The organism is Acinetobacter lwoffii (assembly GCF_024129715.1).
In the GTDB taxonomy this organism is placed as follows: Bacteria; Pseudomonadota; Gammaproteobacteria; order Pseudomonadales; family Moraxellaceae; genus Acinetobacter; species Acinetobacter lwoffii_U.
The window spans coordinates 155,315-181,402 of sequence record NZ_JAMXXM010000004.1; the positions used below are offsets into that span (position 1 = coordinate 155,315).

Annotated in this window: 22 protein-coding genes and 1 pseudogene; 13 read left to right on the forward strand and 10 right to left on the reverse strand. The window is 43.9% G+C overall.

Features of this window, described 5'->3' with window-relative positions; translation table 11 throughout:
• Window positions 1-59 precede the first annotated feature (59 nt).
• A complete protein-coding gene (locus NI462_RS05245) occupies window positions 60-857 on the forward strand; it encodes a tetratricopeptide repeat protein (RefSeq protein WP_243475099.1) in 798 nt (265 codons plus the stop codon).
• Between the two features lie 81 nt (window positions 858-938).
• On the opposite strand, the gene NI462_RS05250 is transcribed toward NI462_RS05245, so the two are convergent.
• The 3 genes from NI462_RS05250 to NI462_RS05260 all read right to left on the reverse strand — a co-directional run bounded on the left by NI462_RS05250 (window position 939) and on the right by NI462_RS05260 (window position 4,390).
• A complete protein-coding gene (locus tag NI462_RS05250; protein WP_004732131.1) occupies window positions 939-1,865 on the reverse strand; it encodes an AEC family transporter in 927 nt (308 codons plus the stop codon).
• 60 nt (window positions 1,866-1,925) lie between these two features.
• Entirely contained in the window at window positions 1,926-3,035 is a 1,110-nt protein-coding gene (locus NI462_RS05255; protein WP_253113480.1) for an NADH:flavin oxidoreductase/NADH oxidase, read from the reverse strand.
• A 92-nt stretch (window positions 3,036-3,127) separates the two neighbouring features.
• Window positions 3,128-4,390: a carbohydrate porin gene (locus NI462_RS05260; RefSeq protein WP_253159441.1), complete on the reverse strand. Its 1,263-nt coding sequence runs from the start codon at window positions 4,388-4,390 to the stop codon at window positions 3,128-3,130.
• 398 nt (window positions 4,391-4,788) lie between these two features.
• Here NI462_RS05260 and mutM point away from each other — a divergent pair, with 398 nt between their 5' ends.
• Window positions 4,789-5,649 (forward strand): bifunctional DNA-formamidopyrimidine glycosylase/DNA-(apurinic or apyrimidinic site) lyase, encoded by an 861-nt coding sequence (gene mutM / locus NI462_RS05265; RefSeq protein WP_253159443.1) that lies wholly within the window; start codon window positions 4,789-4,791, stop codon window positions 5,647-5,649.
• Window positions 5,646-5,930 carry a peptidylprolyl isomerase gene (locus tag NI462_RS05270; RefSeq protein WP_253159445.1) on the forward strand — a complete coding sequence of 95 codons (285 nt, stop codon included), beginning with the start codon at window positions 5,646-5,648 and terminating at the stop codon, window positions 5,928-5,930. Before mutM ends, NI462_RS05270 begins: the two co-directional genes overlap by 4 nt.
• Window positions 5,931-6,017: 87 nt before the next feature.
• On the opposite strand, the gene mscL is transcribed toward NI462_RS05270, so the two are convergent.
• Both mscL and typA read right to left on the reverse strand, forming a co-directional pair.
• Window positions 6,018-6,458 carry a large conductance mechanosensitive channel protein MscL gene (mscL, locus tag NI462_RS05275; RefSeq protein ID WP_253159448.1) on the reverse strand — a complete coding sequence of 147 codons (441 nt, stop codon included), beginning with the start codon at window positions 6,456-6,458 and terminating at the stop codon, window positions 6,018-6,020.
• Window positions 6,459-6,636: 178 nt separating this feature from the next.
• Complete coding sequence (gene typA, locus NI462_RS05280; protein ID WP_004281716.1) at window positions 6,637-8,475, reverse strand: translational GTPase TypA; 1,839 nt, start codon at window positions 8,473-8,475, stop codon at window positions 6,637-6,639.
• Between the two features lie 174 nt (window positions 8,476-8,649).
• Between typA and NI462_RS05285 the strand changes: the two genes are divergently transcribed.
• From NI462_RS05285 to NI462_RS05295, 3 genes are all read left to right on the forward strand, one after another.
• On the forward strand, window positions 8,650-10,020 hold the full coding sequence (locus NI462_RS05285; RefSeq protein WP_004281715.1) for a uracil-xanthine permease family protein: 1,371 nt from the start codon (window positions 8,650-8,652) through the stop codon (window positions 10,018-10,020).
• Window positions 10,021-10,086: 66 nt separating this feature from the next.
• Entirely contained in the window at window positions 10,087-11,121 is a 1,035-nt protein-coding gene (locus NI462_RS05290; RefSeq protein WP_253159450.1) for a methyltransferase, read from the forward strand.
• Complete coding sequence (locus NI462_RS05295) at window positions 11,121-12,584, forward strand: amino acid permease (protein ID WP_004281713.1); 1,464 nt, start codon at window positions 11,121-11,123, stop codon at window positions 12,582-12,584. Before NI462_RS05290 ends, NI462_RS05295 begins: the two co-directional genes overlap by 1 nt.
• Before the next feature lie 51 nt (window positions 12,585-12,635).
• On the opposite strand, the gene NI462_RS05300 is transcribed toward NI462_RS05295, so the two are convergent.
• Together NI462_RS05300 and omp38 are read right to left on the reverse strand one after the other, a co-directional pair.
• A complete protein-coding gene (locus NI462_RS05300; protein WP_253159452.1) occupies window positions 12,636-13,169 on the reverse strand; it encodes a cysteine peptidase family C39 domain-containing protein in 534 nt (177 codons plus the stop codon).
• Window positions 13,170-13,273: 104 nt separating this feature from the next.
• A complete protein-coding gene (gene omp38, locus NI462_RS05305) occupies window positions 13,274-14,410 on the reverse strand; it encodes an outer membrane protein Omp38 (RefSeq protein WP_253159454.1) in 1,137 nt (378 codons plus the stop codon).
• 374 nt (window positions 14,411-14,784) lie between these two features.
• Between omp38 and NI462_RS05310 the strand changes: the two genes are divergently transcribed.
• The 3 genes and pseudogenes from NI462_RS05310 to NI462_RS05320 all read left to right on the forward strand — a co-directional run bounded on the left by NI462_RS05310 (window position 14,785) and on the right by NI462_RS05320 (window position 17,199).
• Window positions 14,785-15,306 (forward strand): GspH/FimT family pseudopilin, encoded by a 522-nt coding sequence (locus NI462_RS05310; protein WP_253159456.1) that lies wholly within the window; start codon window positions 14,785-14,787, stop codon window positions 15,304-15,306.
• Between the two features lie 110 nt (window positions 15,307-15,416).
• Entirely contained in the window at window positions 15,417-16,592 is a 1,176-nt protein-coding gene (locus NI462_RS05315) for a thiolase family protein (protein WP_253159458.1), read from the forward strand.
• A 157-nt stretch (window positions 16,593-16,749) separates the two neighbouring features.
• A pseudogene (locus tag NI462_RS05320) lies at window positions 16,750-17,199 on the forward strand (VOC family protein).
• Window positions 17,200-17,264: 65 nt separating this feature from the next.
• Here the strand turns inward: NI462_RS05320 and NI462_RS05325 are convergent.
• From NI462_RS05325 to NI462_RS05335, 3 genes are all read right to left on the reverse strand, one after another.
• A complete protein-coding gene (locus NI462_RS05325) occupies window positions 17,265-17,750 on the reverse strand; it encodes a DUF934 domain-containing protein (protein WP_253159460.1) in 486 nt (161 codons plus the stop codon).
• A complete protein-coding gene (locus NI462_RS05330) occupies window positions 17,743-19,386 on the reverse strand; it encodes a nitrite/sulfite reductase (RefSeq protein WP_253159462.1) in 1,644 nt (547 codons plus the stop codon). Before NI462_RS05330 ends, NI462_RS05325 begins: the two co-directional genes overlap by 8 nt.
• Before the next feature lie 253 nt (window positions 19,387-19,639).
• Window positions 19,640-20,761 (reverse strand): CaiB/BaiF CoA transferase family protein, encoded by a 1,122-nt coding sequence (locus tag NI462_RS05335; RefSeq protein WP_253159464.1) that lies wholly within the window; start codon window positions 20,759-20,761, stop codon window positions 19,640-19,642.
• 213 nt (window positions 20,762-20,974) lie between these two features.
• On the opposite strand from NI462_RS05335, the gene NI462_RS05340 reads away from it, so the two are divergent.
• The 4 genes from NI462_RS05340 (at window position 20,975) to NI462_RS05355 (ending at window position 26,047) form a co-directional block, all read left to right on the forward strand.
• The gene (locus NI462_RS05340; RefSeq protein WP_004645946.1) at window positions 20,975-21,985 is read left to right on the forward strand and encodes an AraC family transcriptional regulator; all 1,011 of its coding nucleotides are present in this window, start codon (window positions 20,975-20,977) and stop codon (window positions 21,983-21,985) included.
• A gap of 198 nt (window positions 21,986-22,183) precedes the next feature.
• On the forward strand, window positions 22,184-23,389 hold the full coding sequence (locus tag NI462_RS05345; protein WP_253159466.1) for an acetyl-CoA C-acetyltransferase: 1,206 nt from the start codon (window positions 22,184-22,186) through the stop codon (window positions 23,387-23,389).
• Window positions 23,390-23,400: 11 nt separating this feature from the next.
• Window positions 23,401-25,539 carry a 3-hydroxyacyl-CoA dehydrogenase NAD-binding domain-containing protein gene (locus tag NI462_RS05350; protein WP_253159468.1) on the forward strand — a complete coding sequence of 713 codons (2,139 nt, stop codon included), beginning with the start codon at window positions 23,401-23,403 and terminating at the stop codon, window positions 25,537-25,539.
• A gap of 160 nt (window positions 25,540-25,699) precedes the next feature.
• Window positions 25,700-26,047 (forward strand): hypothetical protein, encoded by a 348-nt coding sequence (locus tag NI462_RS05355; protein WP_005106128.1) that lies wholly within the window; start codon window positions 25,700-25,702, stop codon window positions 26,045-26,047.
• Window positions 26,048-26,088: the final 41 nt, after the last annotated feature.

The window sequence follows — 26,088 nt, forward strand, 5'->3', positions numbered from 1 at the left end:
AAAATGATTAAAACCGCACCAAGGAATAAGGTGCCAGCAATAATAAGGTTATAGGAACCATGAAAAAATTAGTACTCGCTGCAGTTCTTGCCGTTTCTGCGCAATTCGCTTTGGCAAATACCGTAAAAGATCAAGTCGATCCCCAATTTCAAAAAGTTGAGGCCATGGTCAAAGCCAATAATTTTAAAGGTGCCTATGACGCTTTGAATCAATTGGCCAGTCAAGGAAACGCCCAGGCTTTATATAACTTAGGCTATTTGACCCAAACCGGCCAAGGTACAACCAAAGACGAGAAAAAAGCCATTCAGCTCTACGAACAGGCAGCCAGCAAAGGTTATCCGGTGGCCAATTATGTATTGGGTAAAAATTATGCAGCCGGCACACTCGGACTCAAACAGGATTTGACCAAAGCCAAACAGCATCTGGAACGCGCTTCGGCAGCCAAATTTGATGATGCCAGCATTGATCTGGCCATACTGCTGTTTTCTGAAAATACAGCAGCGTCAAATAAAGCCGGACTGCAAAAGCTGCAACCGCTAATCAGCAAAGGCAATATGCAGGCCATTCATGCCAAAGCCTTATATGACATCAGCAGCGGTTTCAAAAACAAAGATGAAAAACCGATTCAGCAAGGCCTAAGCAGCATTCAGGAACTGGCAAAAAAAGGTTATATTCCGGCGCTGATGGCAGTAGGTAATATGTTTGCCAATGGCAGTATTGTTCCGCAAAACCTGCCAGAAGCGAAGAAAATCTTTGCCGCACTGGCGCAGCAAAATGTTCCACAGGCCAAAGAGTCTTTGGCAGCGGTAGACAAAATGCTGGCTGAGCAGAAAAAAGCACCTGCGAAGAAAAGTTAAGTTAATTCCACAAAATTAAAATATAAAAAGCCCCATGCAATTTGGGGCTTTTTAATAGCAGAGCATTCATCTTCTAAAAGATTATCCCCACCACAAGGCAATTAAGCCACTGGTCACGATAAAACCGGCAATGGTACTCATCAACAATGGCGTTAAAGTTCGATCATTCAGACCATACGCCTGTCCCAACATGCCAAAAATCGTCGGCATCGGCAAAGCTGCAATGAGCGTACCAGCATGGACCATTTCCTGACTTAAATCAGTTAACTGGCTCAGTCCCAGATACATCAATAATGGCATCATGATATTGCTGGAAAATACCAGATAGAAACTTTGCAGATTGACATATTTCAGACTCATTCCTACGATCCCGCCGCCAATGGCAAACAAGGCCAATGGTGAGGCCGTCTGACCAATCAAGGCGAAGACCTGATCGAGATAGACTGGAATTTTAATCTGGAAAACCGCACAGGCCATGCCCAGCATCACTCCCATAAACAAGGGATTCTTCAGCAAGGTCAGCAGTACACTTTTCAAAATGGCGCCAAGATTTGCCTGATGTTGTGTGCCCAGCGCAGCCATGACCAGCACCAGCGGAATCAGCAACACGCTTTCAATGATGACCACCAGAGAGGTATAGGTCATCGCCTGTTGCCCGATCAATAAGCTGAGCACAGCCGTACCAATCAGGCCAGTATTTGACATTGCAGCGCCCAACGACAGCACTGCACTTTGCGAATGCGTATTCTGAAAATGACGGCGCATAATCCAGAAGCCGCTACCATAGAGCAGCAAGGTCACACTGCTATACACGGCAAAGTATTCAAAATACCAGATTTCATGCAGGTCTTTGGAGGCAAGGGACTGAAAGAACAGCAAGGGCAAGGCCACTTTAATGACAAAAGCACCGACCGTCCCCACCTGCTCTTTGCTTAACACTTGACTCTTTACAGTCAGATAACCCAGTGCCAATAATAAAAATATGGGCACAATGACCGCAAAAATCATAATGCAGTATCCTCTTGCCAGTGATATTCCATTATAAGAATTTCTGAGACTAAAGCAGTGTTAAAAAGGCTCAAACAGGTGATTCAAACCATGCGGTGCACAGCGCAGATATTGCGGTGAAATCTTAATTTTTTCCTCAAGTGCTGCCGCTGCATGCCAAGGCCAATGTGGATCATAAAGAATGGCACGAGCCAGTGCGATGGCATCAGCTTGACCTTTTTGCAAAATATCTTCTGCCTGCTTAGCTTCAGTAATCAAACCGACGGCAATCACGGGAATACTCACGACTTTCTTAATCGCATCTGCAAAAGGCACCTGATAATTCGGCTTCACATCGATGTTCTGTTTAGCATGTAAGCCGGCACTGGAAATATGAATATAAGCAGCACCCGCAGCTTCTAGTGCTTTGGACAATTCAATTGAAGAATCAATGGTCCAGCTGTCTGGCTGATCCATCCAGTCGCTGGCTGAAATACGCACTCCAATTGGATAACCTTCTGGAACCGCCGCTTTCATGGCTTGTAATACTTCCAGAGTCAGGCGAATCCGGTTCTCCAGTGAGCCGCCATACTGATCATTACGTTTATTTGAAAGTGGTGACATGAACTGATGCAGTAAATAACCATGCGCTGCATGCAGCTCAATTAGGTCAAAACCGGCCTCAACTGCACGTTTGGCACTTTCTGCAAAGTCAGCAACGACCTGCTCAATTTCCGACTGGCTTAAGGCCTTAGGTGGATGCTCATCTGCCTGAAAAGGAATATCACTGGCAGAAACAGTTTGCCAGCCATGTGCTTCATTCGGCTTAAACTGACCTTTACCTGCCCATGGTTTATCTGTTGAAGCTTTACGTCCGGCATGTGCGAGCTGAATGGCAAAAGGCATCGGGGAAATGGATTTAACTTTTTCCAGTAAGGTCTTGATCTGCTTCGCCTGTTCGTCATTCCACAAACCCAGATCGGCATAACTGATCCGGCCTTCTGGCTGTACCGCAGTCGCTTCGACGATACATAAACCTGCACCCGATAAGGCATAGTTGGCCCATTGCTGCTCGTGCCAATAGGTGATTTCCCCCTGCTCTGTTGCGGAGTACTGACACATCGGCGCAATTACGATTTTATTTTGAAGTTGCAGTGATCCAAATTGAATAGGTTGAAATAGTAATGCCACGCTGTATTTCCTCTTTTTATTGCCCAGTTTCACTCTAAAAATAAAAACAGGCTCTTAAGAGCCTGTTTAGTTATAACGTGAACGATCAAACTTTAGAAGATGATTCGTGTAGTCAAACCAAGTACCAGTGCATCATCCACATTGTTGCTTGAACCTGGATTAATGACATATTGCAGGTTTGGACGCAGCATCAGCCACTTTGTTGCGTTATAGCTATAGTTCAGTTCAATATTGTATTCTGCACTCGCATCAGAATTTAGATTCTTGATCCGGTCATTAATATGTACACGATTGACCGCCAAACCTAAAATGTCATTCGGCTGGCTGTCCGCAAGACCGATATATTTCACACCAATTTGTTGTGAATTATCCACTTTGTTAGTATCGCGGTCATGCCAGGTAAAGTTAGCAAATGAATGCAAACCCTGACGGCCCTGACCTGTAGACGTTAACTGTTGTTCTACAGCTAACCAGCCTGCAAAAGTACGGTTTTTGGCATCAGTAGGATTGGCAATATCTTTTTGGTTGGCAACATCATCGGCAGTATTGTACATCCCGCCGATCCGGTAGCTGCCCGGCAGGCCATTCACCCATGATTTCGGCGTCCAGATGACTTCTGCAGGAATCGTCACGCCATCTGCATGGTCGGTATCCAGACTCCAGCCCTGACCTTCTTTAGCGCCATTACCATTATCCGGATTAAACTCATACACACCGACTTGTACGGCAAGTTCAGGATTGAGTTGCTGCTTCACGCGCGCACCCCATTGTGCTACAGGCGTATTCATCCAGATATTGCCCTGCCATTTGCCCATTTGCGCTGCACAAAATGCCGTACTGGCAAAATCACAGGCCATGACATTAAAGTCCATACCCAGACCAAGACGACCCGCCTTAATACTGAGCCCCTGGTCTTTATAATTCTTTTCAATAGACAGCTCACTCAGACGGCTATCCTGATTACCACGTCCAAAAGTGCCTTGTACATTGGCCAGTTGCGGTGCGCTAGGATCCTGCAAGTCACGAACAGAGGTACTTTGACCCTGACGTGCAGTCATCGCGGCACGTACAGTGACACCATTCCATCCCGCCAGCTTTTCCATATCCAGTTGAGTACCTAGCCATAATTGGGCAGAAGTTAATGGATCTGCGCCGTCATTACGACCACCATCAGCAAGATAGGCAGTATCGGTTAATAGATTGGCTTCAAATTTAATTCCCTGTTGGGCCAGTTCTGTACGTTGACCATTCCAGTCCCCCAGTAAATACTGACCTTGTGGATCAAATGCAGATTCCGCCTGAGCGGTTGTCATGACAGCCATTAAAGGCAATAGAGCTAGACCTAAATATTTCATGTAAAACCTAAACATTCGGAGAGAAAAACAAGCAAGGTTTTTAAATTGCTATTAGGTGCATGAATTTACATAACTTTTCATATAAATTCCCAGCATTTTTTTTATTACTCATTAAACTTTTAGTTATGCCTTAAACATAAAAATATAATTTTTATTTTAACAATCTTAAATTATTTATATATTTTCATCAACTTATAATGTATTGATAATTTCCATTCGATTTCCTCCTAAGAAAATTCGCTATAAAAACATAGAAACCTAGTTTATTCTTTAAACAATTCCAGTTTAAATAAAGATGAAATACCCAGTCATTTTCCAGCGATTTCACCCAGATTAACGCTTGCAATCCCAGCCAATTCACCCAATATTAGCTGCATCTCCCTCGCCACTGATGCGTTATGCCTGAATTACCAGAAGTTGAAACCACCAAAACCAGTTTATTGCCTTTATTAGAGCAACGCGTCCAACGTGTTGAAGTGCGTCAGTCAAGTTTGCGCTGGCCCATTCCAGAAAATATAGAAAAGCTGGTGGGGCAAAAATTACTGAATCTCACTCGCCGTTCTAAATATATTCTGGCAGAGTTTGAACACGACACCATGCTCTGGCATTTGGGAATGTCGGGGAGTTTCCGTCTATGCGATGGCAATGAAGAATTACGCAAACATGACCATCTGATCATTCAGTTTGAAGATATCGAACTACGTTATCATGACCCTCGCCGTTTTGGCTGCATTCTTTGGCTAGATGCACAATCACAAAGCAAATTGATTGACACGTTGGGGCCAGAACCCTTAAGCGAGAACTTTAATGCCGAGTATTTATTTGAAAAATTGAAGAATAAAAATGTTGGCACCAAAGTTGCAATTATGGATAACCATGTGGTGGTGGGCGTAGGCAATATTTATGCGACTGAAAGTCTGTTTAATCTGGGGATTCATCCGGCACAACCGGCCTCGACGTTAAGCTTGGTGCAGATTGAAAAGCTAGTGCTGGAAATCAAGCGTATCTTGAAACAGGCAATTGATCTGGGTGGTTCAACCTTAAGAGACTACACCAATGCCATGGGCGAAAATGGCTATTTTCAGCAAACCCTGCTAGCTTATGGCCGTGCCGGTGAAATGTGTGTGAACTGCGAGACCACGCTTGAAAATATTAAATTGGGGCAACGGGCTTCAGTTTTTTGTCCTGAATGCCAACCTTTGAAAAAGATCCATCTCCCTGTCAAAAAAGTGGCAACTGTACGAGGGAAAAAGTCATGAAAACAGCCATTGTGCGTCATATTCTGGTTAAAGATAAAGAAACCGCTGAGCAGCTTAAAAAGAAGATTTTAAGTGGTGCCGACTTTAATAAAATCGCAAAACAGTATTCAACCTGTAATTCTGCCAAACGTGGCGGTGAGCTAGGTGAAGTGAAGAAAGGCCAACTGGTTCCAGTGATTGATAAACTGGTGTTTACTGGCGCTGAACGGGTATTACATGGCCCGGTCAAAAGCCAGTTTGGTTTTCATTTGGTCGAAATTAAGTTTCGGATGGATTTTTAATATTTATAAATCCCTCCTTACCTCCCTTTGACAGAGGGAGGAGTTCCCCCCCCTTTATAAAAGGGGGATTTAGGGGGATTAGAAACATTAGACTTGAGGTGGACGCTTTTTCAATTCATCACGAATTTCACGCAGTAATTCAATATCGGCTGGGGTAGTCGGAGTTTCCTCGACTGGGCCTTCTTGTTTACGTAAACGGTTCATGAGTTTCACCAATAAAAATACGACCCAAGCCAAAATTAAGAAGTTAATTAAAATCGTTAAAAAGTTACCATAAGTCAGTACATTCACACCCGCCTTAGTCAAGGCATCCAAAGATTGTAAATTGTCTGGGTTTCTTCCTAAGATAAAGAATTTTTGGGTAAAATCGACGCCACCACCAGTGATCACGGTAATTAAAGGCATAATGATATCTTTCACCAATGAATCGATGATCTTGCTAAAAGCACCACCGATGATGACACCAATCGCCAGATCCATCATGTTGCCTTTGATCGCAAATTCTTTAAATTCTTGAATAATGCTCATAACTGCTCCCATATTTTATTTTCAAGTTTTGGGTCAAATTATACCTGACTAAATACTTTTAATTTTGACTTAGTTTAATGCGTTTTAGTAAATTGCAATGTGAGCATCGCTTAAATATAAAAAAAACCGTAATCTTCGAAAAGATTACGGTTTTTGAAAACCCGAAATAATCTAGCGATTATTTACCTGAACGGTTACGTTTACGTTCGTTTTCAGTCAAGAAACGCTTACGGATACGGATTGACTTAGGTGTTACTTCTACTAGTTCATCATCTTCAATAAACTCAAGCGCTTGCTCAAGTGTATATTCAATTGCAGGAACCAGCGTCAACGCATCGTCAGTACCAGAAGCACGTACGTTCGTTAACTGTTTTGCTTTAGTCGGGTTAACTGTCATGTCGTCTGAACGAGAGTTAATACCGATAATCATACCTTCATAAACTTCTAACTGTGGTTTCGCGAATAGACGACCACGGTCTTGAAGTGTGAACAGTGCATAGCCCAAGCAAGTACCTTGAACCATAGAAATCAGTACACCGTTTTGACGTTTCGCAACAGTACCTTGCTTCATTGGACCGTAGTGCGAGAAGCTAGACGTCATGATCCCTGTACCAGAAGTCATGGTCAGGAATTCAGAACGGAAACCAATCAGACCACGTGAAGGAACAGTTGCTTCAATACGGATACGGCCTTTACCGTCAACTTCCATATTGGTCATTTCGCCTTTACGGTGACCCATTTGTTCCATTACAGCACCTTGGTGCTGTTCTTCAACGTCAAAAGTAACGTTTTCGTATGGCTCTTGTTTTTCACCATCAATTTCTTTGATGATTACTTGTGGACGCGATACGCCCATTTCGAAGCCTTCACGACGCATGTTTTCAATAAGAACTGAAAGGTGAAGTTCACCACGACCAGATACTTTGAAACGGTCTGGACTATCAGTATCTTCAACACGTAATGCTACGTTGTGAATCAATTCGCGGTCTAGACGTTCACGGATATTACGTGAAGTTACGAACTTACCTTCTTTACCAGCAAACGGTGAGTTGTTTACCTGGAATGTCATCGATACTGTAGGTTCATCTACAGACAATGGCGGTAAAGCTTCAACATTTTTCGGATCACAGATGGTGTCAGAAATGTTGAGTGCATCGATACCTGTTACACAAACGATATCGCCTGCAGAAGCTTCTTCAACGTCAACGCGATCTAGACCATGATAACCCATGATTTTTAAGATACGGCCGTTACGTGTTTTGCCATCTTTATCGATTACAGTTACTTGTGTGTTTAATTTCACTGAACCACGCTGGATGCGACCAATACCGATAACGCCTACGAAGCTGTTATAGTCAAGTGAAGATACTTGCATTTGGAATGGACCGTCAACGTCAACCGCTGGTGGTTCAACGATGTCTACGATCGTTTGGAACAACGGAGTCATATCTTCAGCAAGTTCTTCTGGAGAAGGACCAGCAACACCACGAAGGCCTGAAGCATAAACAACTGGGAAGTCTAACTGTTCGTCAGAAGCACCTAAGTTATCGAACAAATCAAATACTTGGTCAATTACCCAGTCTGGACGCGCACTTGGCTTGTCTACTTTGTTAATAATCACGATTGGTTTCAAACCACGTGCGAACGCTTTTTGCGTTACGAAACGAGTTTGTGGCATCGGGCCTTCTTGTGAGTCTACAAGAAGAAGTACGCAGTCAACCATCGACATTACACGTTCAACTTCACCACCGAAGTCGGCGTGTCCCGGGGTGTCCACGATGTTAATACGGTATTCAGTATTGGTACGTTCATCTAACCATTTGATTGCAGTGTTTTTTGCAAGAATGGTAATACCACGTTCGCTTTCAATAGCGCCAGAATCCATGACACGCTCGATCTCACCCGCGCGATCACCGAGAGCACCTGATTGTTGCAAAAGTTTGTCTACAAGAGTGGTTTTACCATGATCGACGTGCGCAATAATGGCGATGTTACGGAGAGTTTTAATATCTGACATGTAAATTCAATGCGTATGTAATTTGAGGGCAAATTATACAGAAAAATACAAAACTTTTATAGTCACTGTAACCACACTCCTCAACTTTTTTTGCTCCGTTGGGGCTTTTTTGATTTTGTAAAGACGTGTAACTCGATTAGAATAGCGCCACCCAGCCTTAATTTGCATTGACACATGTCTGATTTTAATCAATCTCCTCCTTCTAAAGATCAACTCGACCTGGTATATGGTCTGGAAGATCGACCAAAACCACTGATTGCTTTTTTAGCTGCATTCCAGCACTTACTGGCGATTATTGTCCCGATTGTGACCCCTGGCCTGCTGATTTGTTTAGCGCTCGGTGTTTCCAAAGAAGACACCAACATGATTTTGTCCATGTCCTTGGTGATCTCGGGTATCGCGACTTTTTTACAGTCTAAAAAAGTGGGGCCATTTGGTGCCGGTCTGCTGATTGTCCAAGGAACCAGCTTTAACTTCATCGGTCCAATTATTGGTATTGGTTCAGCCATGGTGGCTGCAGGCACACCTGTAGAAGCAGTCATGGCTTCTATTTTTGGTGTGGTGATTGCAGGTGCATTTATTGAAATGGGCGTGTCACAAATTCTGCCTTGGATCAAAAAACTGATTACACCGCTGGTGACCGGGATTGTCGTGCTGCTGATTGGTTTGACCTTAATTAAAGAAGGTTTAATCAGTATGGGCGGTGGTTATCAGGCCATGAGCGATAAAACTTTTGCCAATGCTGACAACCTGATCATGTCTTGTACCGTCCTGGCGCTGATCATTATCCTGAACCGCATCCGGATTACCTGGGTAAAAAGTTCTGCCATTTTGATCGCCCTGATCTGTGGTTATGTTCTGGCAGGCTTTATGGGTCATCTGGATTTCTCTGGTCTGAAAGATGCACCACTGGTACAGATTCCAACCCCAATGCATTTCGGTTTAAGCTTCTCCTGGAGCCTGTTTATTCCAATGGCATTTATTTACCTGGTGACGTCTTTAGAAGCGATTGGTGATATCACTGCGACTTCAAAGCTTTCCAACCAGCCAGTTGATGGTCCAAAATGGATGCAGCGCATTAAAGGCGGTGTACTGGTAAATGGCGCGAATTCATTCCTTGCCGGTATTTTTAACACCTTCCCGAGTTCCGTATTTGCACAGAACAATGGTGTGATTCAGTTGACGGGCGTAGCAAGTCGTTATGTCGGCATCTGGATTGCTGCTTTGCTAGTTATTCTTGGTTTACTGCCTGCAGTTGCTGGTATTATTCAGGCCGTTCCGCAAGCGGTACTGGGTGGTGCAGTGATGGTGATGTTTGGTGCAGTCGCAGCCTCTGGCATTAACATTCTGTCTGGTGTCCATCTGGACCGTCGTGCCCTGCTGATCATTGCGATTTCACTGGCACTGGGTTTAGGTGTTGCACAAGTTCCACAAATTCTTGAACATCTTCCTGAGTTATTCCGTAATATCTTTAGCTCAGGCGTTGCTACTGGTGGTATCGCTGCCCTTATTCTGAATGTAGTACTTCCTGAAACAAAGAAGTAATTTCATGTCCAAAGAACACTGTCTAGGTCAGACTTAGGCAGTGTTCTTTATATTGGAGAGATACCTATGGATCCTAAAAGCGAAGTTTTATTAAGACAATATGATTTTTTGTCGGGTCGCATCCTACTGATTAATGCACCAACAGATGATCTGCTCGCTGAATTCGATGCCTCTATCAATCCCGCTGTCTGGACATGGAATTTTAATGATTTTCAATATTTCCAGTCACAACAAGCAGATGTGCATTTTGGTGCAGAGATGCCTGAAGCTGAGTTTGATCAGGCAGTTATTTTTGTACCCAAGTCTAAAGAACTGTTGAATTATTTATTGCATAATGTGGCAGCGCAGCTTAAACCGGGCAGCAGTATTTTTCTGGTCGGTGAAAAGAAAGGCGGGATAGAACGCGCAGCCAAACAGTTGCAGCCTTTTGGTAAAACTCTCAAACTTGAAAGCGCACGTCATTGCCAGCTTTGGCAATTGGTTCTAGAGCATACGGTCGAGAAAAAAGCACTTGCAGACTGGGCGCAGCGTTATACCGTTTCGACACCAAATGGCGATCTGAATATCTGCGCCCTTCCAGGTGTCTTTAGTCAAAACCGTTTGGATGTAGGAACTGCCACGCTATTACCTTATTTGTCACAAGTCACTTCAGGTAAAATTGCCGACTTTGGTTGTGGTGCAGGTGTGATTAGTGCGTATCTGGCAAAATTGAATCCGAAAAACCGGATTTTTGCCATGGATGTTGATGCCTTTGCACTGGCTTCTACACAAATGACATTTGAAGAAAATCAGCTCACCCCTGAACAGATTGAAATCAAAGCGGTCACTGGCATTGAGGATGCACCCTTGTTCCTACATGCTATTGTCAGTAATCCGCCTTTTCATATGGGAATCGAAACTGATTACACGGCAAGCGAAACCTTGTGTAAAACCTCACGTCGTCATTTAAAATCGGGCGGCGAGCTTTGGATCGTGGCCAACCGTTTCTTGAACTACCCGACCCTGATTGAACAAAACTTTGGTCGCTGCACAGTGAAAGCGGATCAACAAGGCTTTAAAGTGCTCTTCGCCAGCACTCAAAAAAATGTTAAGGAATCATGATGAGCGAAACGCAAAACACGATGCAGCTGCAGCGTAAGCTGGGTGCTCGTCATCTGAATATGATCGCCATTGGCGGATCAATTGGTACAGGTCTATTCCTGGCCTCAGGGGCGACCATTGCCAACGCTGGACCAGGCGGTGCACTACTTGCATATGTACTGATTGGGATCATGATTTATTTCTTGATGACCAGTCTAGGCGAGCTTGCCACACATAACCCGACCTCAGGTGCATTCTTCACTTACGGCACCAAATATGTCGAAGGTGGTTTTGGTTTCGCTCTGGGTTGGAACTACTGGTACAACTGGGCCATTACTGTGGCTTTTGAGTTGGTTGCAGTTCAGTTTATTATGAAATTCTGGTTTCCAGATATTCCGGGCGTGTACTGGAGCGCCATCTTCCTTGCCATTATTTTCGGGATTAATGCCCTGACAGTAAAAGGCTTTGGCGAATCCGAATTTTTCTTTTCTCTGGTGAAAGTTCTCGCGATCATTGCCTTTATCATCATCGGAATTTGGATGATCGTGAAGATCATGCTGACCCCGGGTGCGGAAGCATTTGCCAACTGGAGCATTGGTGATGCACCCTTTGTCGGTGGTTTCCAGGCATTAATTGGTGTGGCGATGATTGCCGGATTCTCCTTTCAAGGTACCGAAATGGTCGGTGTGGCGGCAGGTGAATCGAAAAATCCAAAGAAAACCATTCCGGTGGCCATCAAACAAATTTTCTGGCGTATCCTGTTATTTTATATTGTGTGTATTTTCATTATCGGCACTCTGATTGCCTATAATGACCCACGTTTATTACAGGCCGCTGCGACAGATAATATTGCGCTTTCGCCATTTACCTTATTATATGAAAAAGCCGGCTTTGCCTTTGCCGCCAGTATCATGAATGCGGTGATCTTGACCGCTATTTTGTCTGCAGGTAACTCGGGCATGTATTCGTCTACACGTATGCTGTTTGATATGGCACGTAAAGGCAGTGCACCTAAAATGTTTGCGCGTCTGGACCCGCGTGGTGTGCCGATGAATGCACTCTATGCCACTACGGCGATCGCAGCTCTGTGCTTCCTGACCACTTTCTTTGGTGAACAGGAAGTCTTTAATTGGCTACTGAATATGTCGGGGATGTGTGGCTTTATTGTCTGGCTTGGGATTGCAATTTCACATTACCGCTTCCGTAAAGGTTATTTAGCTCAAGGTTATAAACTGGAAGATCTGGCTTATCGCGCTAAATTCTTTCCTTTCGCCCCTTGGTTTGCATTTATCCTCTGTGCAATTGTCGTTCTGGGTCAGAACTATCAGGACGTTTTGGCCGGTCAATGGATGGGTGTGCTATCGACTTATATCAGTATTCCGCTATTCCTGGCCATCTGGTTTGGCTACAAATGGAAGAAAAAAACCAAACTGGTCTCTTATCAAGAGATGGATGTGCAGCCGATGAAACTTGATCAGGAATAAAAAATTATTCATTAAAAAATCAGCTTACGGGCTGATTTTTTATTTCTTGAATTAACTATGACGCATCACGAAATTGCGATCATCAATCACAATCACTTGCTGGCAAATTCCGTCTACCCGACGTTGCTGCTCAAACACATGCGCCGGCATTGCCTCAAAGCTATCAAAGAAGCTGATTTCATTTTCATCGATTGCATAAACTAATGAATGATTACCCACACCTTCTAGGGTATCGTAAAATACAATCACAAAACGGCCTGCTTCTACATTTTCCTGAATTTCTGTATAAGACAATGGCTGTTCTATAACAGGAATATTTAAGCGATGTGCTTGTTGATAGAAATCGACTTCAATTGGCTGTTTATCTGCATCATGTTCAGTATAAAAATCGACATCCAGACCCAGTGTTTTTAAAGCAACCGCAAGTGCGATGCTGGAGCTTCCCATTTCAGGGTCATGTTGACAGAGCTGAGTTAAATCAGGAATATTCAAATCAATTCCATAATGATGAAAAATCATCCATATTGCAAAAATTCCACCATTGGCTTCCAGATTGTGCAAGTCTTCAGGAATTTCGACACTCATATTTTTACTCAACGACATCTTAACGGGCTAAGTGTAGTCAAAATACAGGTATAAAAAAAGCGACTCCAAAGAGCCGCCTTTTTTAATCAGTATTCAATAACGAATTATTGAGCTGGTTGTTCTACAACTGGCTGTTCAGCTAAAACAGTACGGCTACCAGTAATCGTCGCGAATACACGACGGTTCATAGCACGACCTTCTTTAGTGTTGTTGTCAGCAATCGGTTGATCCCAAGCGAAACCTTGAGTAGACAAACGAGATGCGTCAACGTTGTATTCGTTCACAAGTGAAGATTTAACAGAGTTAGCACGCGCTAGAGATAAACGTTCGTTTAATGCACGTGGACCAGTGTTATCAGTGTGACCTTCGATGCGAGCAGTAGCGTTTGGATATTCAACTAGCTTCTCAGCAACTTTCGCGATTTCTGGTTTGTATTGATCTTTGATGTTTGATTTGTTGGTATCAAAGAACACACGAAGTTCCATGTTCAGGTCTTCAGTCAACTCTTGTGGAGCTGGAGCAACTGGCGTTACTGGCTCAACTGGAGCAACTTCTACCACTGGAGCAGCTGGTTTCAAACGGCCACCTAGAACTACGTTAAGACCAGCAAGTGCTGTATAGTTCCAGAACTGTTCGTCGAAGTGATAAGTACCACGAGCTTCTGTACGGAGCGCCAATGCATCGTTAATGTGCCAGAATGCACCGATACCTGCATTACCTAGAGTACCTTCTTCAGTGTTACCACGGTCAATCGCATTTGCTGCATTTACAGAGTTCTCACGACCTACGCCATCAAATTTGTATTTGTAGTGACCGGCACCTGCTAATAGATAAGGCTTCACTTTGCTGTCATAGTTGCCAGTGATTAAATCAGAAGTAACATAGAAGTTACCATTGATTTGAGTTGATTTGTACTCAGCACCAGGTAGAACTTGTGTATCAGGACGTTGTTCACGATTACGCGAACCATTCATTTGGCTAACATCGCCTTTCACTTGGTTATATTCAGCTTCAAAACCTAACCAAGGAGTCAATTCAACACCAAGCGCTGCACCAACGAACAAGTCGTCTTTCATTTCGCCTTGACCAAGTTTTGAAGATAATAACTGTGATTGACCGTTATTGTGTTTAGTGTCCTGCCAAGTATAACCAAGCATTAACGGAGTAACAGTTACGCCTGCATTGGCAGCAGCAAAAGGTGCAGCTACAAGCATAGCTAAAGCAATACGACTCATTTTCATGGATTTATCCTCCAGAGATAACAATTGTTGTTCAAGCTCAAGCCTGTAATAGGCCATCCTGAGATAGGCTTTTTATTACCCCAGTGTTATTTTTAAGCTATTCACATGGCATCATACAAACACTTTATTATTTTTCCAAGTGCTTGATTAATTTAATCAAGTAAATTATTGACAAAATTACTTACAATTTCCGTTGTAATTCAGTAATTTTTTACTCAATTTTTTATTCTGAATGACCTATTGTGATTGCCAATTATTTTTAACAGCTTTCTTGAAACTTAAGTAAGCACTGATTTACACGCTCAATAAAGCATAAAAAACGTATAATTAATAACATCTTTATTATAAAAATAATATATAAATCAGGTAACTCTATGTATAAAAAAATAACAAGAGCGTTCACTATTGTTGAGTTAATTATCTGTATTGCAATGATTGCAATTCTCGTCAGTATCGCCCTACCGTACTTCCATGAGTATCGATCCAAACAGGAAGCCAAAAGTATTCCGATCAAATTATCTCAAATTAATCGCTATGCACGCAGCCAGGCTGCAGTGTTTCACCAAAATATTGTGATTTGCCCGAGCCAAGATTCTCTCAGTTGCCAAGCCAATCAATGGAATAAGAACATGCTAGTTTTCATTGATAAAAATAAAAATAGGCAAGTGGATGTAGACGAACAAATTTTACATATTGATGCACTGAACCTCAAATACGGTAACCTAAGTTGGCGAGGAGCTTTAAGTTTACCGAATGTCACTTATCAAGCGCACACTGCCCTGCCGATTGGTTCAAATGGTAGTTTCTATTATTGTTCTACTCATCTTTCTAGCCAACAGCGTATTGTACTCAGCAAAATGGGGCATATCCGGATTGAAAGTCTCTCATCTTGCTAACAGAACTATCCAGTTTATGCTTCTCTGCGTTTAACGCTTCAATCCTGAGTTTTTTTCAATATACTGCTTAAGTCTGAAAAATTGATTAAAACTCATACGGAGAGAGAACAATGACTGACATCGTAATTGTCAATGGTGCACGTACAGCCATGGGTGGCTTTCAGGGGAGTCTTGCAAGTGTAACTGCTCCAGAACTCGGTGCGGTCACCATTAAAGAAGCAATTGTCCGTGCGGGTCTGCAACCAGCGGATATTGAAGAAGTCATTATGGGTTGTGTACTCCCGGCAGGCTTAAAGCAGGGCCCCGCACGTCAAGCCATGCGTCAAGCTGGTCTTCCAGATTCTACTGGTGCTGTGACCATTAATAAATTATGTGGTTCAGGTATGAAAGCCGTCATGCAAGCGGCGGATATGATTAAAGCAGGTTCTGCTGATATTGTGGTTGCAGGTGGCATGGAATCCATGACTAATGCGCCCTATGTATTGCCAAAAGCACGTGGCGGTTTCCGTATGGGTCACGGTGAAATCAAGGACCATATGTTTCTGGATGGCTTGGAAGATGCTGAAACAGGTCGTTTGATGGGTTCATTTGCCCAAGATATGGCAAATACCAAAGGCTATACTCGCGAGCAGATGGATGATTTTGCGATTCGCTCATTAAAGCGTGCGCAAACTGCGGTCAATGAAGGCTACTTTGCTGATGAAATCGTGCCTATAACAGTTAAAACCCGCAAAGGCGATGTGGTCGTTGATAAAGATGAGCAACCATTTAATGCCAACATCGATAAAATTCCAACTTTGCGTCCTGCTTTCGCTAAAGACGGTACGATTACGGCGGCTAATGCCAGCTCGATTTCAGATGGCGCATCAGCTTTAGTAATTACCTCGGCTGACAATGCAGCAGCAAAAGGTTTAAATCCTTTAGCCAAAATTGTGGCCTATGCATCGAATTCTCAACATCCATCTGAGTTTACTATTGCTCCAGTCGCTGCAATCCAGAAAGTACTGGATAAAACCGGATGGGCCGCTTCTGATGTCGACCTTTGGGAAATCAATGAAGCCTTTGCCATGGTAACCATGTGCCCAATGGATGAGTTCAAGCTAGATCCTGAAAAAGTCAACATCAATGGTGGTGCATGTGCTCTCGGCCATCCTGTGGGCTCTACCGGTTCACGTATTATCCTGACTTTGATTCATGCACTAAAACGTACCGGTGGAAAAAAAGGGATTGCAACCCTGTGTATTGGTGGCGGTGAAGCGACTGCTGTGGCGATTGAATTATTTTAATCTCTTCCCTCACCCCATCCCTCTCCCATAAGGAGAGGGAGTTAAAAATCCTCCGAATCTGGAGGATTTTTTTCGCTTACATCTTGATAAAGCTTGCTCGCGCAAAATACCGCAAAGTGGCGTAGATTAAAGCAAGTAAATAAAAGGGAGTTCTCCCATGCAACTGAATCATTACCTCAATTTCCAAGGTCAGGCTGAAGCAGCCTTTAACTTTTATAAATCAGTTTTTGGCGGTGAATTTTCGAGTCTGAGTCGTTATGGTGAAATGCCATCTGACGAAGGTGTCAGACTGTCGGAAGCGGATAAAAATAAAATCCTGCATATCTCACTTCCCATTAACGAATTTACAGAACTGATGGCATCCGATACGAATGATCAATTTTGCGCGCAAACCAATACTGTGTTCACGCAAGGTAATAACCATTATATTTCCATTAACTTAGACGCCAGCGAACAAGCTGAAGCATAACGACTTTTTAATGCTTTATCGGTGAATGGTCAAATTGAGATGCCGCTAGAAAAGACATTTTGGGGCGCACTTTATGCTGCTTTTAGCGATCAGTTTGGAATTCACTGGATGATCAACTGTCAACTTGAAGAAAGTTGAAGGTTTTTATCAAGATATAAAAAAGCCGGAATCAATCCGGCTTTTTGACAGCAACTTAATTTAAATTATGCACCTGTTTGATAATGTGCCTGTGCAACCGCAGTCGATGCCTGATACGGATTTCTGAAATCATTCAAACCAGCAGCAGCTTCCTGAATATCCTTACCTTCTTTAATCACAAAAGTATCGAAACCAGAACGCTTCATGTAATTCAGTACATCTTTGAATACATCTCCAGTAGCACGCAGTTCGCCCTGGAAACCCTGACGGCGAAGAAGTGCTGCAAATGAATAACCACGGCCATCATTAAAACCGGCAAACTCAATAAAGATTGCATCGAGCTGATCGAGCGGAAAATCATTGGTTTCAGGCGAAGCATCTACAGTTAAGTACAATGCTTTTTTACCTGATATATTGGCAATCTGGTCTAACTGTTCCACAGTCAGAACCACATCGCCCTGTGGCAAAACACTATCTTCACCAACTAATTGGTATGTGTTGTCTGCAATCGTGCCATCTTTAGAGAGCACTTGAAGTGCGGTATTAAGCATATGCACGCTCCTTGAAGGGTTGAATGCCGACACGGCGATAAGTATCGATAAACTCTTCACCATCCTGACGCAGATCAAGATAAGTATTCAGAATTTCTTCTACGATATCCGGCACGACTTCGGCTGCAAATGATGGGCCAAGAATGTCACCAATCGAAGCATCATGATCGGCATTACCGCCTAAAGTGATCTGGTAGAATTCTGCACCTTTCTTGTCTACACCTAAAATACCGATGTTACCCACGTGGTGATGACCACAGGCATTCATACAACCTGAAATATTCAGATCCAGTTTGCCTAAGTTGTAAATTGTATCGAGGTCATCAAAACGGCGTGAAATCGCTTCCGAAATCGGAATGGATTTCGCATTGGCCAATGAACAGAAATCACCACCCGGGCAGCAGATGATGTCGGTCAAGAAACCGATATGCGCACGTGCCAGGTTGTTTTGGTCAAGGGTTTGCCATACAGCGAACAAATCTTTTTGTGGTACATCGACCAGGGAAATGTTTTGTTCATGCGTGGTACGCAGCTCACCGAAAGTGTACTGATCTGCAAGGTCTGCAATCAGGTTCATTTCTTCGGTGCTAACATCACCCGGTGCAATTCCGGCACGTTTCAGTGAAATCGTCACGATGCGATAACCTTTCACTTTATGTGCATTGGTATTAATGTTGAACCACTGTTTGAATTTTGGATATTGTGCAAACAGTTCAGTGAAATCTTCATCTGCATAATCTTGGTAATCGAATGGCGTGAAGTTCTTATCCATTTTTGCCAAAGTGTCTGCATCGATTTTCAGTGTTTTAATCGTATGCTCAAATTCAGCTTCAACTTTCTCGGCAAATACGGCTGGTGTTAAGGCTTTTACCAGAATCTTGATACGCGCTTTATATTTGTTGTCGCGACGGCCATGCAAGTTATACACACGAAGTACTGCTTCCAAATAAGCAATCAGGTCTTCACGTGGCAAGAACTCACGAATAAAGCTACCAATCACTGGCGTACGGCCGAGGCCACCACCGACTTTGATTTTATAGCCCATTTCGCCTGCTTCATTACGCACGATATACACACCGATATCGTGGAATGCAGTGGCTGCACGGTCAGTTTCTTCAAGCGCAGATACCGCAATCTTGAATTTACGTGGCAAGAAAGCAAATTCCGGATGGAAAGTTGACCATTGACGGATCAATTCACAAGTCGGACGTGGATCGGCAATTTCGCCTGCAACCACACCGGCATACTGATCCGTCGTGGTATTACGGATACAGTTACCTGAAGTCTGAATCGCATGCATTTGCACAGTGGCCAGTTCAGCCAGCATATCCGGCACATTTTCTAGTGCAGGCCAGTTAAACTGGATGTTTTGACGGGTCGAAATATGCGCGTAGCCACGGTCATATTCTTTTGCCAAATCAGCCACTTTACGAAGTTGTTTTGAGTTCATCAAACCATATGGCACGGCAATACGTAACATTGGCGCATAACGCTGTACGTACAGACCATTTTGCAGACGAAGCGGACGATACTCATCTTCAGTGAGTTTACCGGCTAAATAACGTTCCGTTTGGTCACGGAACTGTGCAACACGTTCATTAATCAGTTGCTGATCGAAATCAGTATATAAATACATGGCGTACAGCTAGTAGTTTCTATTATATCGCCGGCAAGGATAGCGAGATTGAACCTATCAATAAAATGCTTTTTATACATATTTCATAGCGGTTTTATTGATAAGCCTGCCAAATTTTCACAGATCTCAGTATTTACAGCATTGAATTAAATTTAAAGTAATAATGATTAAATTCTTCAATCATATTACTTATTTTCATATAGGAAAAATTTTCTCTACTTTCGTTCTCTACTCTATTAACACTTTAAAAATTCTACCAATTTTGGCTCTCTCCCAATTGCTGCCCTACAAATTCATAACGTATCGTGGAACGTGAAAATTTAATCGGACAAGCCAATTGTGCTTCGGTCTGCTGACTGCTGGATTTGAGTGGCACCTGTACTATCCATCCCCGCTGCTGAGCCAGATCAGAATGTAACGCTTCCTCAAGTCTGAGCACCGGTTCGACACAGACATCCAGCGCGGCAAACAGCATTTGCCATTCAGCTAATGACTTGGTCTTGATTTTATTCTGAATCGCCTGCTTCACCACAGCATGATCTTCAGCGGCATAAGAAGCGCCTTTGTCCAGGAGAATCGGCAGCTCTAAAGCCTGTGCCAGCCCCTGCATAAATGGTGGTTCCAGACTACCAATCGACAAATAACGTCCATCCTGAGTTTCATAATAATCATAGAAAGTTCCACCATTCAGATAGCCGGATTCTGGAGATTGATGCTGATTGCCAGCCAGACTGGCAGAAGCTGCCAGATTGCTCATCGTTACCACACAATCGGTCATGGAAATGTCAATGTACTGGCCTTTGCCACTTTGTTGGCGTTCAATCACCGCGGCCAGAATCGCAATCACGGCATGCATGGAACCACCTGCAACATCGGCGACCTGAATTCCCAAGGCTGGTGGACCATTTTCAATCCGGCCACTGTGTCCGGCAATTCCGGACAAAGCCAGATAGTTAATGTCGTGTCCTGCTTTATCTTTATATGTGCCAGTTTGGCCATAACCGGTAATGGAACAGTAAATCAGTTTCGGATTAATTTCGCTCAAGGTTTGATAGTCTAGCCCAAGACGTTGCATCACCCCGGGACGGAATTGCTCAATCACAATGTCATAATCTGCAATCCTGGATTTAACCAGTTCAATATTCGTAGGATCTTTCAAATCCAGTGCAACCGATTGCTTGTTTCGATTCAAATAACTTTGTGAAGTGGCCTGTCCATTGGCAAAGGGTGGCATTAATCGCAACAGGTCCGGTCGGGTCGGTGATTCAATATGCACAACTTCTGCACCTAAATCAGCAAGATATAATGTGGCAAACGGGCCGGGTAAAAGTGTAGAAAAATCTAGGATTTTCAATCCTTTTAATACATATGACATTGGAGTATTTGCTCTACTTATATTGCTTTTTTCAGCATCTTAGGCACATAAATGCATAAAAACAATGTCATGTTCAGCCATTTACCTTGATAGTTTCGGCAATCTAATATGTAAGAAAATGGCAAAGGTATTCTTGTAAATTGCCATTGCTTTATTATTTTTCGTCATTTAGGTCAATTATTAGTGAACATTAAAGAGACTGAAGGATTAAACATGAGTCGTGATACGATCAGTATCCACTTCGTCAATGCTGCCTTATCTGGCGTTAAACGTCTGGGCATGGATGTCGATACTTTATTGTCTCACGTCGGGATTGAAGCAGAGCTGCTGCATCAGCCCAAAGCGCGTATTTCGCCTGAACAATATACCCGCTTTATTAAAATGTTGTGGATGGTGACCCAGGACGAGCATGTCGGCTTTGACAAACAGCAACGCCGTCTGGGTACGTTTGCGATCATGTGCCAGCTCATCATTCATGCCAAAACTCTGGGTGATGCACTGGAATTGTCTTCCCAGTTCTACAAACTCTTTGGTGATGACTGGTCGGTGACTCTGGAGCGTGACAAACACGAAGCACGTCTGGTACCACTCATTCCAAATGCAATGGATCCGGATCATTTCATTACTGAAAGCATGCTGATGATCTGGCATGGCTTGGCGTCTTGGCTCATTGAGCGTCGCCTGCCACTGGAACGCGTGCATTTTAGTTATCCGCGTCCAGACCATGCCGATGAATATGATGCCTTATTCTTTGCGCCGGTAATGCAGTTCGATATGCCACGTACTGAAATCACTTTTGCTGCGGACTATCTGGACCTGCCAATTCGCCAGAATGAAGAAACTCTGGAAGAGTTTTTGAAAGCAGCACCGGCCCAACTGCTGGTGAAATTCAAAAATACCAATTCACTGACTTCTAGAATCCGTGATGTGCTGAAGAGCCAGATTGGGGAAGAAATGCCGACATTAAACGATGTCGCGTCGATGTTATATCTATCACCACAAACCTTGCGCCGCCGTCTGGCAGCCGAAGGCAAAAGCTATCAAGGCGTAAAAGATGCCTTACGCCGTGATGCTGCAATTCACTTATTACTTAATCCGGATCTAACCCTTGAAGATGTTGCACAACAAGTCGGTTTCAGTGAAACTAGTACTTTCCACCGCGCCTTCAAGAAATGGACCGGTGTAACCCCGGGTCTGTATCGTCAATTGCATGGCTATCATTAATCAAATGATGTTGCGAAATAACATTTAAAAATTAAAATCAGTTCTCTCCGCCTAAGCATTAGCTTAGGCTTTTTTATAATTACAATTGGCTAAATCGCTCAATTGATCTGACCCGTTCTCGTCATTGCACTTCAAAAATTAAGGATTACACTCGAATCATTAGAATAATTTTCATTAAATCAATAAAAGGAACATGCTATGAGCGAGGCATATATTATTGACGCCATTCGTACGCCACGCGGAAAAGGCAAAAAAGATGGATCTTTACATCAAGTAAAACCCATTTCATTACTGACTGGTTTACTCAATGAACTGAAAGACCGTCACGGACTGGACACCTCAAAAGTCGATGATATTGTGCTGGGTTGTGTCACCCCGATTGGTGATCAGGGGGCCGATATTGCCAAGACCGCTGCCATTGCTGCGGGTTGGGACAATGATGTCGCTGGCGTGCAAATCAACCGTTTTTGTGCTTCCGGTCTGGAAGCGGTCAATCTGGCCGCTCAAAAAGTCCGCTCTGGCTGGGAAGATCTGGTTGTTGCAGGCGGCGTCGAATCCATGTCCCGCGTGCCGATGGGTTCCGACGGCGGCCCTTGGGCGCTGGACCCTGAAACCAATATGGCCTGTGATTTTATTCCGCAAGGCATCGGCGCGGACTTGATTGCCACGATTGACGGTTATAGCCGTGCAGATGTAGATCAGTTTGCCGAACAATCACAAAAGAAAGCAGCTGCCGCTCAAGCCAATGGTTATTTCAACGCCTCTATTATCCCGGTAAAAGACAGAGCCGGTGTAGTGATTCTGGACAAAGACGAATTTATCAAACCGACAACGACTGCAGAAGGCCTAGGCAAACTCAATCCAAGTTTCGCCACTATGGGACAAATGGGCTTTGATGCAATTGCCCTGCAAAAATATCCTGAAGTCGGTGCTATCAATCATGTGCATCATGCCGGGAATTCTTCAGGCATTGTCGATGGTGCGGCTGTGGTTTTGATCGCATCGGAACAAGCGGTAAAAGAACAAGGTCTGAAGCCACGAGCCAAAGTACTGGCCACGGCACTGGTCGGTGCAGATCCAACCATCATGCTGACCGGCCCTGCCCCGGCTGCTCGTAAGGCCTTGGCTAAGGCGGGTTTAACCATTGATGATATTGACCTGTTTGAAGTCAATGAAGCTTTTGCTGCCGTGGTGATGCGCTTTATCAATGAAATGAAGATTGATCCTGCCAAGGTGAATGTCAACGGCGGTGCAATTGCCATGGGACATCCACTCGGTGCGACTGGTGCGATGATTTTAGGGACATTACTGGACGAGTTAGAACGCCAGGGCAAAAAACGTGGACTAGCTACACTTTGCGTGGGTGGCGGTATGGGCATCGCAACCATTATTGAACTGGTATAAGGAGAAAAATAATGAGCGCAATTCAATATCAAAAAAATGAAGATAATATTGTTATTTTAACGTTTGATTCTCCAAACCAGTCTGCCAATACCATGAATGCCGACTTTCGTACGGCACTAGATGAAGTCGTTGTCCAGTTACAAGCAGATGAAGATATTGCCGGGATTATTTTCCGTTCAGCGAAAAAAACTTTCTTTGCTGGCGGCGATCTGGATGAACTGATTCAAGCCACTCCTGAGCATGCAACTGAATTCTTCAATATGATTGAAGAGATGAAAGCCAAACTACGCTATATCGAAACTCGCGGTATTCCTGTCGTTGCTGCACTGAATGGTACGGCGCTTGGCGGTGGCTGGGAAATTGCCCTGTGCGCCCATCATCGTATTGCCCTGAATGACCCTAAAAGCAAATTTGGCCTGCCTGAAGTCACACTGGGTTTATTACCAGGGAGCGGTGGTATCGTCCGCAGCGTCCGCCTGCTCGGTCTGCAAAATGCCCTTCCTTTATTGATGGAAGGCAAACAGTTTGGAGTCGATAAAGCCAGATCATTAGGGTTGATTCATGAGGTCGCAGACAGTACCGATGAATTGCTAGAAAAGGCCATTGCCTGGATCAAAGCCAATCCAAAATTTCAACAACCTTTTGATGTAAAAGGCTATAAAATTCCGGGTGGAAATCCTTCGGCACCAGCAGTTGCTCAGATGTTGGCGATTGCCCCAGCGATGCTGCGCGATAAAACCAAAGGCTGCTACCCTGCACCTGAAGCGATCATGTCGGCTGCGGTAGAAGGTGCTCAGGTCGATGTCGACACTGCCCTGACCATTGAATCGCGTTACTTTACTTATTTGGCGATCGGTCAAATTTCTAAAAATATGATTGGCACCTTCTGGCATGGCCTGAATGCAATCAAGTCCGGCGCCAGTAGTCGCCCTCAAGGTATTGAAAAGTGGAAAGCCACTAAAGTCGGTATTTTAGGTGCTGGCATGATGGGTGCTGGGATCGCCTATGCTACTGTCAGCAAAGGCATTCCTGTAGTATTAAAAGATATTTCAATCGAAGCAGCTGAAAAAGGCAAAGCCTATAGCCAGAAACTGCTGGATAAAAAATTCGCTCAAGGGCGTTTATCAGCCGAGAAACGAGATCAGTTTTTAAGCCTGATTCAAACAACTGCATCGAATGAAGATCTAGCCGGTTGCGACCTGATCATTGAAGCCGTATTTGAGAATCCCACGCTCAAGGCTCAAGTTACACAAGAGGCAGAACAATATCTTGCCAGCAACGGCGTAATGGCTTCGAATACCTCGACCCTGCCGATCACAGAATTAGCCCAGGCTTCAAAAAATGATCAGAACTTTATCGGCCTGCATTTCTTCAGTCCGGTCGATAAAATGCAGCTAGTGGAAATTATCAGAGGTAAAAATACCTCGCCAGAAACGCTGGCCAAAGCTTTCGATTTCGTGCAGCAAATTGGCAAATTACCGATTGTGGTGAATGACAGCCGTGGTTTCTTTACTAGCCGCGTGTTTGGTACCTTTGTGCAGGAAGGTTTACGCCTGCTGGCAGAAGGTGTACATCCGGCGCGAATTGAAATGGCTGCACTCAAAGCCGGTATGCCGATGGGTCCGTTGGCGATTCAGGATGAAGTGTCCTTGACCTTGTCTGAACATGTGGCCAATGAAAGATATAAAGCTTTAGAAGCACAAGGTCAGACCATCACTAAATCACCTGCGGATGAGGTGATTCACAGCATGATTCACGAATTTAACCGTAAAGGTAAGGCTGCCGGCCAAGGTTTTTATGATTATCCGGCCGATGCCAAAAAGCAGCTCTGGTCTGGTCTCAGCTACTGGAAAAAAGACAACGATATTTCTGAACAGGAAATGATTGACCGCTTCCTGTTTGTACAGGCACTGGATACGGTTCGCTGTCTGGAAGAAGGTGTCCTGGAATCTGTCGTTGATGCCAATGTCGGTTCCATTTTTGGTATTGGCTTTGCCGCCTGGACGGGCGGTGCAGTACAATTCCTGAATCAGTATGGTTTAGCCAAAGCCGTGACCCGTGCCAAAGTACTTGAAAATAAATATGGCGAACGCTTCAAAGCCCCACAACTCCTCAAAGATCGCGCAGCACACGCCCAGCCGATTCAATAACTTAGGCACTTAAATAAAAGAGGAACGTGTTTCCTCTTTTTTATCTTCTGGATTTGCTTAATGCACTGGATAGACTCATCTGATGACAGATTTCGATCTGCTTTTTGATCAATTTATGTTATAAAGTTACATAAGTTTGATATCCACGTGGGTAAGACCTATGACTGATCACAGTTCACCTGAAAAATCTCCTTGGGGCTGGAAAGCACTTATCATCTTCTGTATTTTAGGTGGATTATTCATGCTTATTTTTTGGCTCGCGATAAGTAATGAACCGGATTACATGCCAAGCCAGCAAAATAAACAAACTACCCAGCAACACGCTTTTAAAAATGCACCGACGATGTCTCCAGAAGCCATTGCCAAAGCGCAAGCAGATCGTGAAGCACGTGAAGCTGCCAATACTGCTCATCCAGGTACGACAGCCGCTGAACACAATATGTCAGCTGAAGAACATGCCAATATGGATAATGCCGAGCACAGCTCAAATGCAGCACATGGCCACTAATTCAGATTCAGGCTATGCATCAAAAAGCGAGGTCAATGCCT

Excerpts from the sequence above, each read along its gene's own strand:
- omp38 (WP_253159454.1), bottom strand. The coding sequence starts at position 14,410 with ATGAAAATGAGTCGTATTGCTTTAGCTATGCTTGTAGCTGCACCTTTT.
- NI462_RS05350 (WP_253159468.1), top strand. The coding sequence starts at position 23,401 with ATGAGCGCAATTCAATATCAAAAAAATGAAGATAATATTGTTATTTTA.
- NI462_RS05295 (WP_004281713.1), top strand. The coding sequence starts at position 11,121 with ATGAGCGAAACGCAAAACACGATGCAGCTGCAGCGTAAGCTGGGTGCT.
- mutM (WP_253159443.1), top strand. The coding sequence starts at position 4,789 with ATGCCTGAATTACCAGAAGTTGAAACCACCAAAACCAGTTTATTGCCT.
- NI462_RS05270 (WP_253159445.1), top strand. The coding sequence starts at position 5,646 with ATGAAAACAGCCATTGTGCGTCATATTCTGGTTAAAGATAAAGAAACC.
- NI462_RS05290 (WP_253159450.1), top strand. The coding sequence starts at position 10,087 with ATGGATCCTAAAAGCGAAGTTTTATTAAGACAATATGATTTTTTGTCG.
- NI462_RS05285 (WP_004281715.1), top strand. The coding sequence starts at position 8,650 with ATGTCTGATTTTAATCAATCTCCTCCTTCTAAAGATCAACTCGACCTG.
- NI462_RS05355 (WP_005106128.1), top strand. The coding sequence starts at position 25,700 with ATGACTGATCACAGTTCACCTGAAAAATCTCCTTGGGGCTGGAAAGCA.
- NI462_RS05310 (WP_253159456.1), top strand. The coding sequence starts at position 14,785 with ATGTATAAAAAAATAACAAGAGCGTTCACTATTGTTGAGTTAATTATC.
- NI462_RS05330 (WP_253159462.1), bottom strand. The coding sequence starts at position 19,386 with ATGTATTTATATACTGATTTCGATCAGCAACTGATTAATGAACGTGTT.
- NI462_RS05340 (WP_004645946.1), top strand. The coding sequence starts at position 20,975 with ATGAGTCGTGATACGATCAGTATCCACTTCGTCAATGCTGCCTTATCT.
- NI462_RS05335 (WP_253159464.1), bottom strand. The coding sequence starts at position 20,761 with ATGTCATATGTATTAAAAGGATTGAAAATCCTAGATTTTTCTACACTT.
- NI462_RS05245 (WP_243475099.1), top strand. The coding sequence starts at position 60 with ATGAAAAAATTAGTACTCGCTGCAGTTCTTGCCGTTTCTGCGCAATTC.
- mscL (WP_253159448.1), bottom strand. The coding sequence starts at position 6,458 with ATGAGCATTATTCAAGAATTTAAAGAATTTGCGATCAAAGGCAACATG.
- NI462_RS05300 (WP_253159452.1), bottom strand. The coding sequence starts at position 13,169 with ATGAGTGTCGAAATTCCTGAAGACTTGCACAATCTGGAAGCCAATGGT.
- NI462_RS05325 (WP_253159460.1), bottom strand. The coding sequence starts at position 17,750 with ATGCTTAATACCGCACTTCAAGTGCTCTCTAAAGATGGCACGATTGCA.
- typA (WP_004281716.1), bottom strand. The coding sequence starts at position 8,475 with ATGTCAGATATTAAAACTCTCCGTAACATCGCCATTATTGCGCACGTC.
- NI462_RS05250 (WP_004732131.1), bottom strand. The coding sequence starts at position 1,865 with ATGATTTTTGCGGTCATTGTGCCCATATTTTTATTATTGGCACTGGGT.
- NI462_RS05315 (WP_253159458.1), top strand. The coding sequence starts at position 15,417 with ATGACTGACATCGTAATTGTCAATGGTGCACGTACAGCCATGGGTGGC.
- NI462_RS05345 (WP_253159466.1), top strand. The coding sequence starts at position 22,184 with ATGAGCGAGGCATATATTATTGACGCCATTCGTACGCCACGCGGAAAA.
- NI462_RS05260 (WP_253159441.1), bottom strand. The coding sequence starts at position 4,390 with ATGAAATATTTAGGTCTAGCTCTATTGCCTTTAATGGCTGTCATGACA.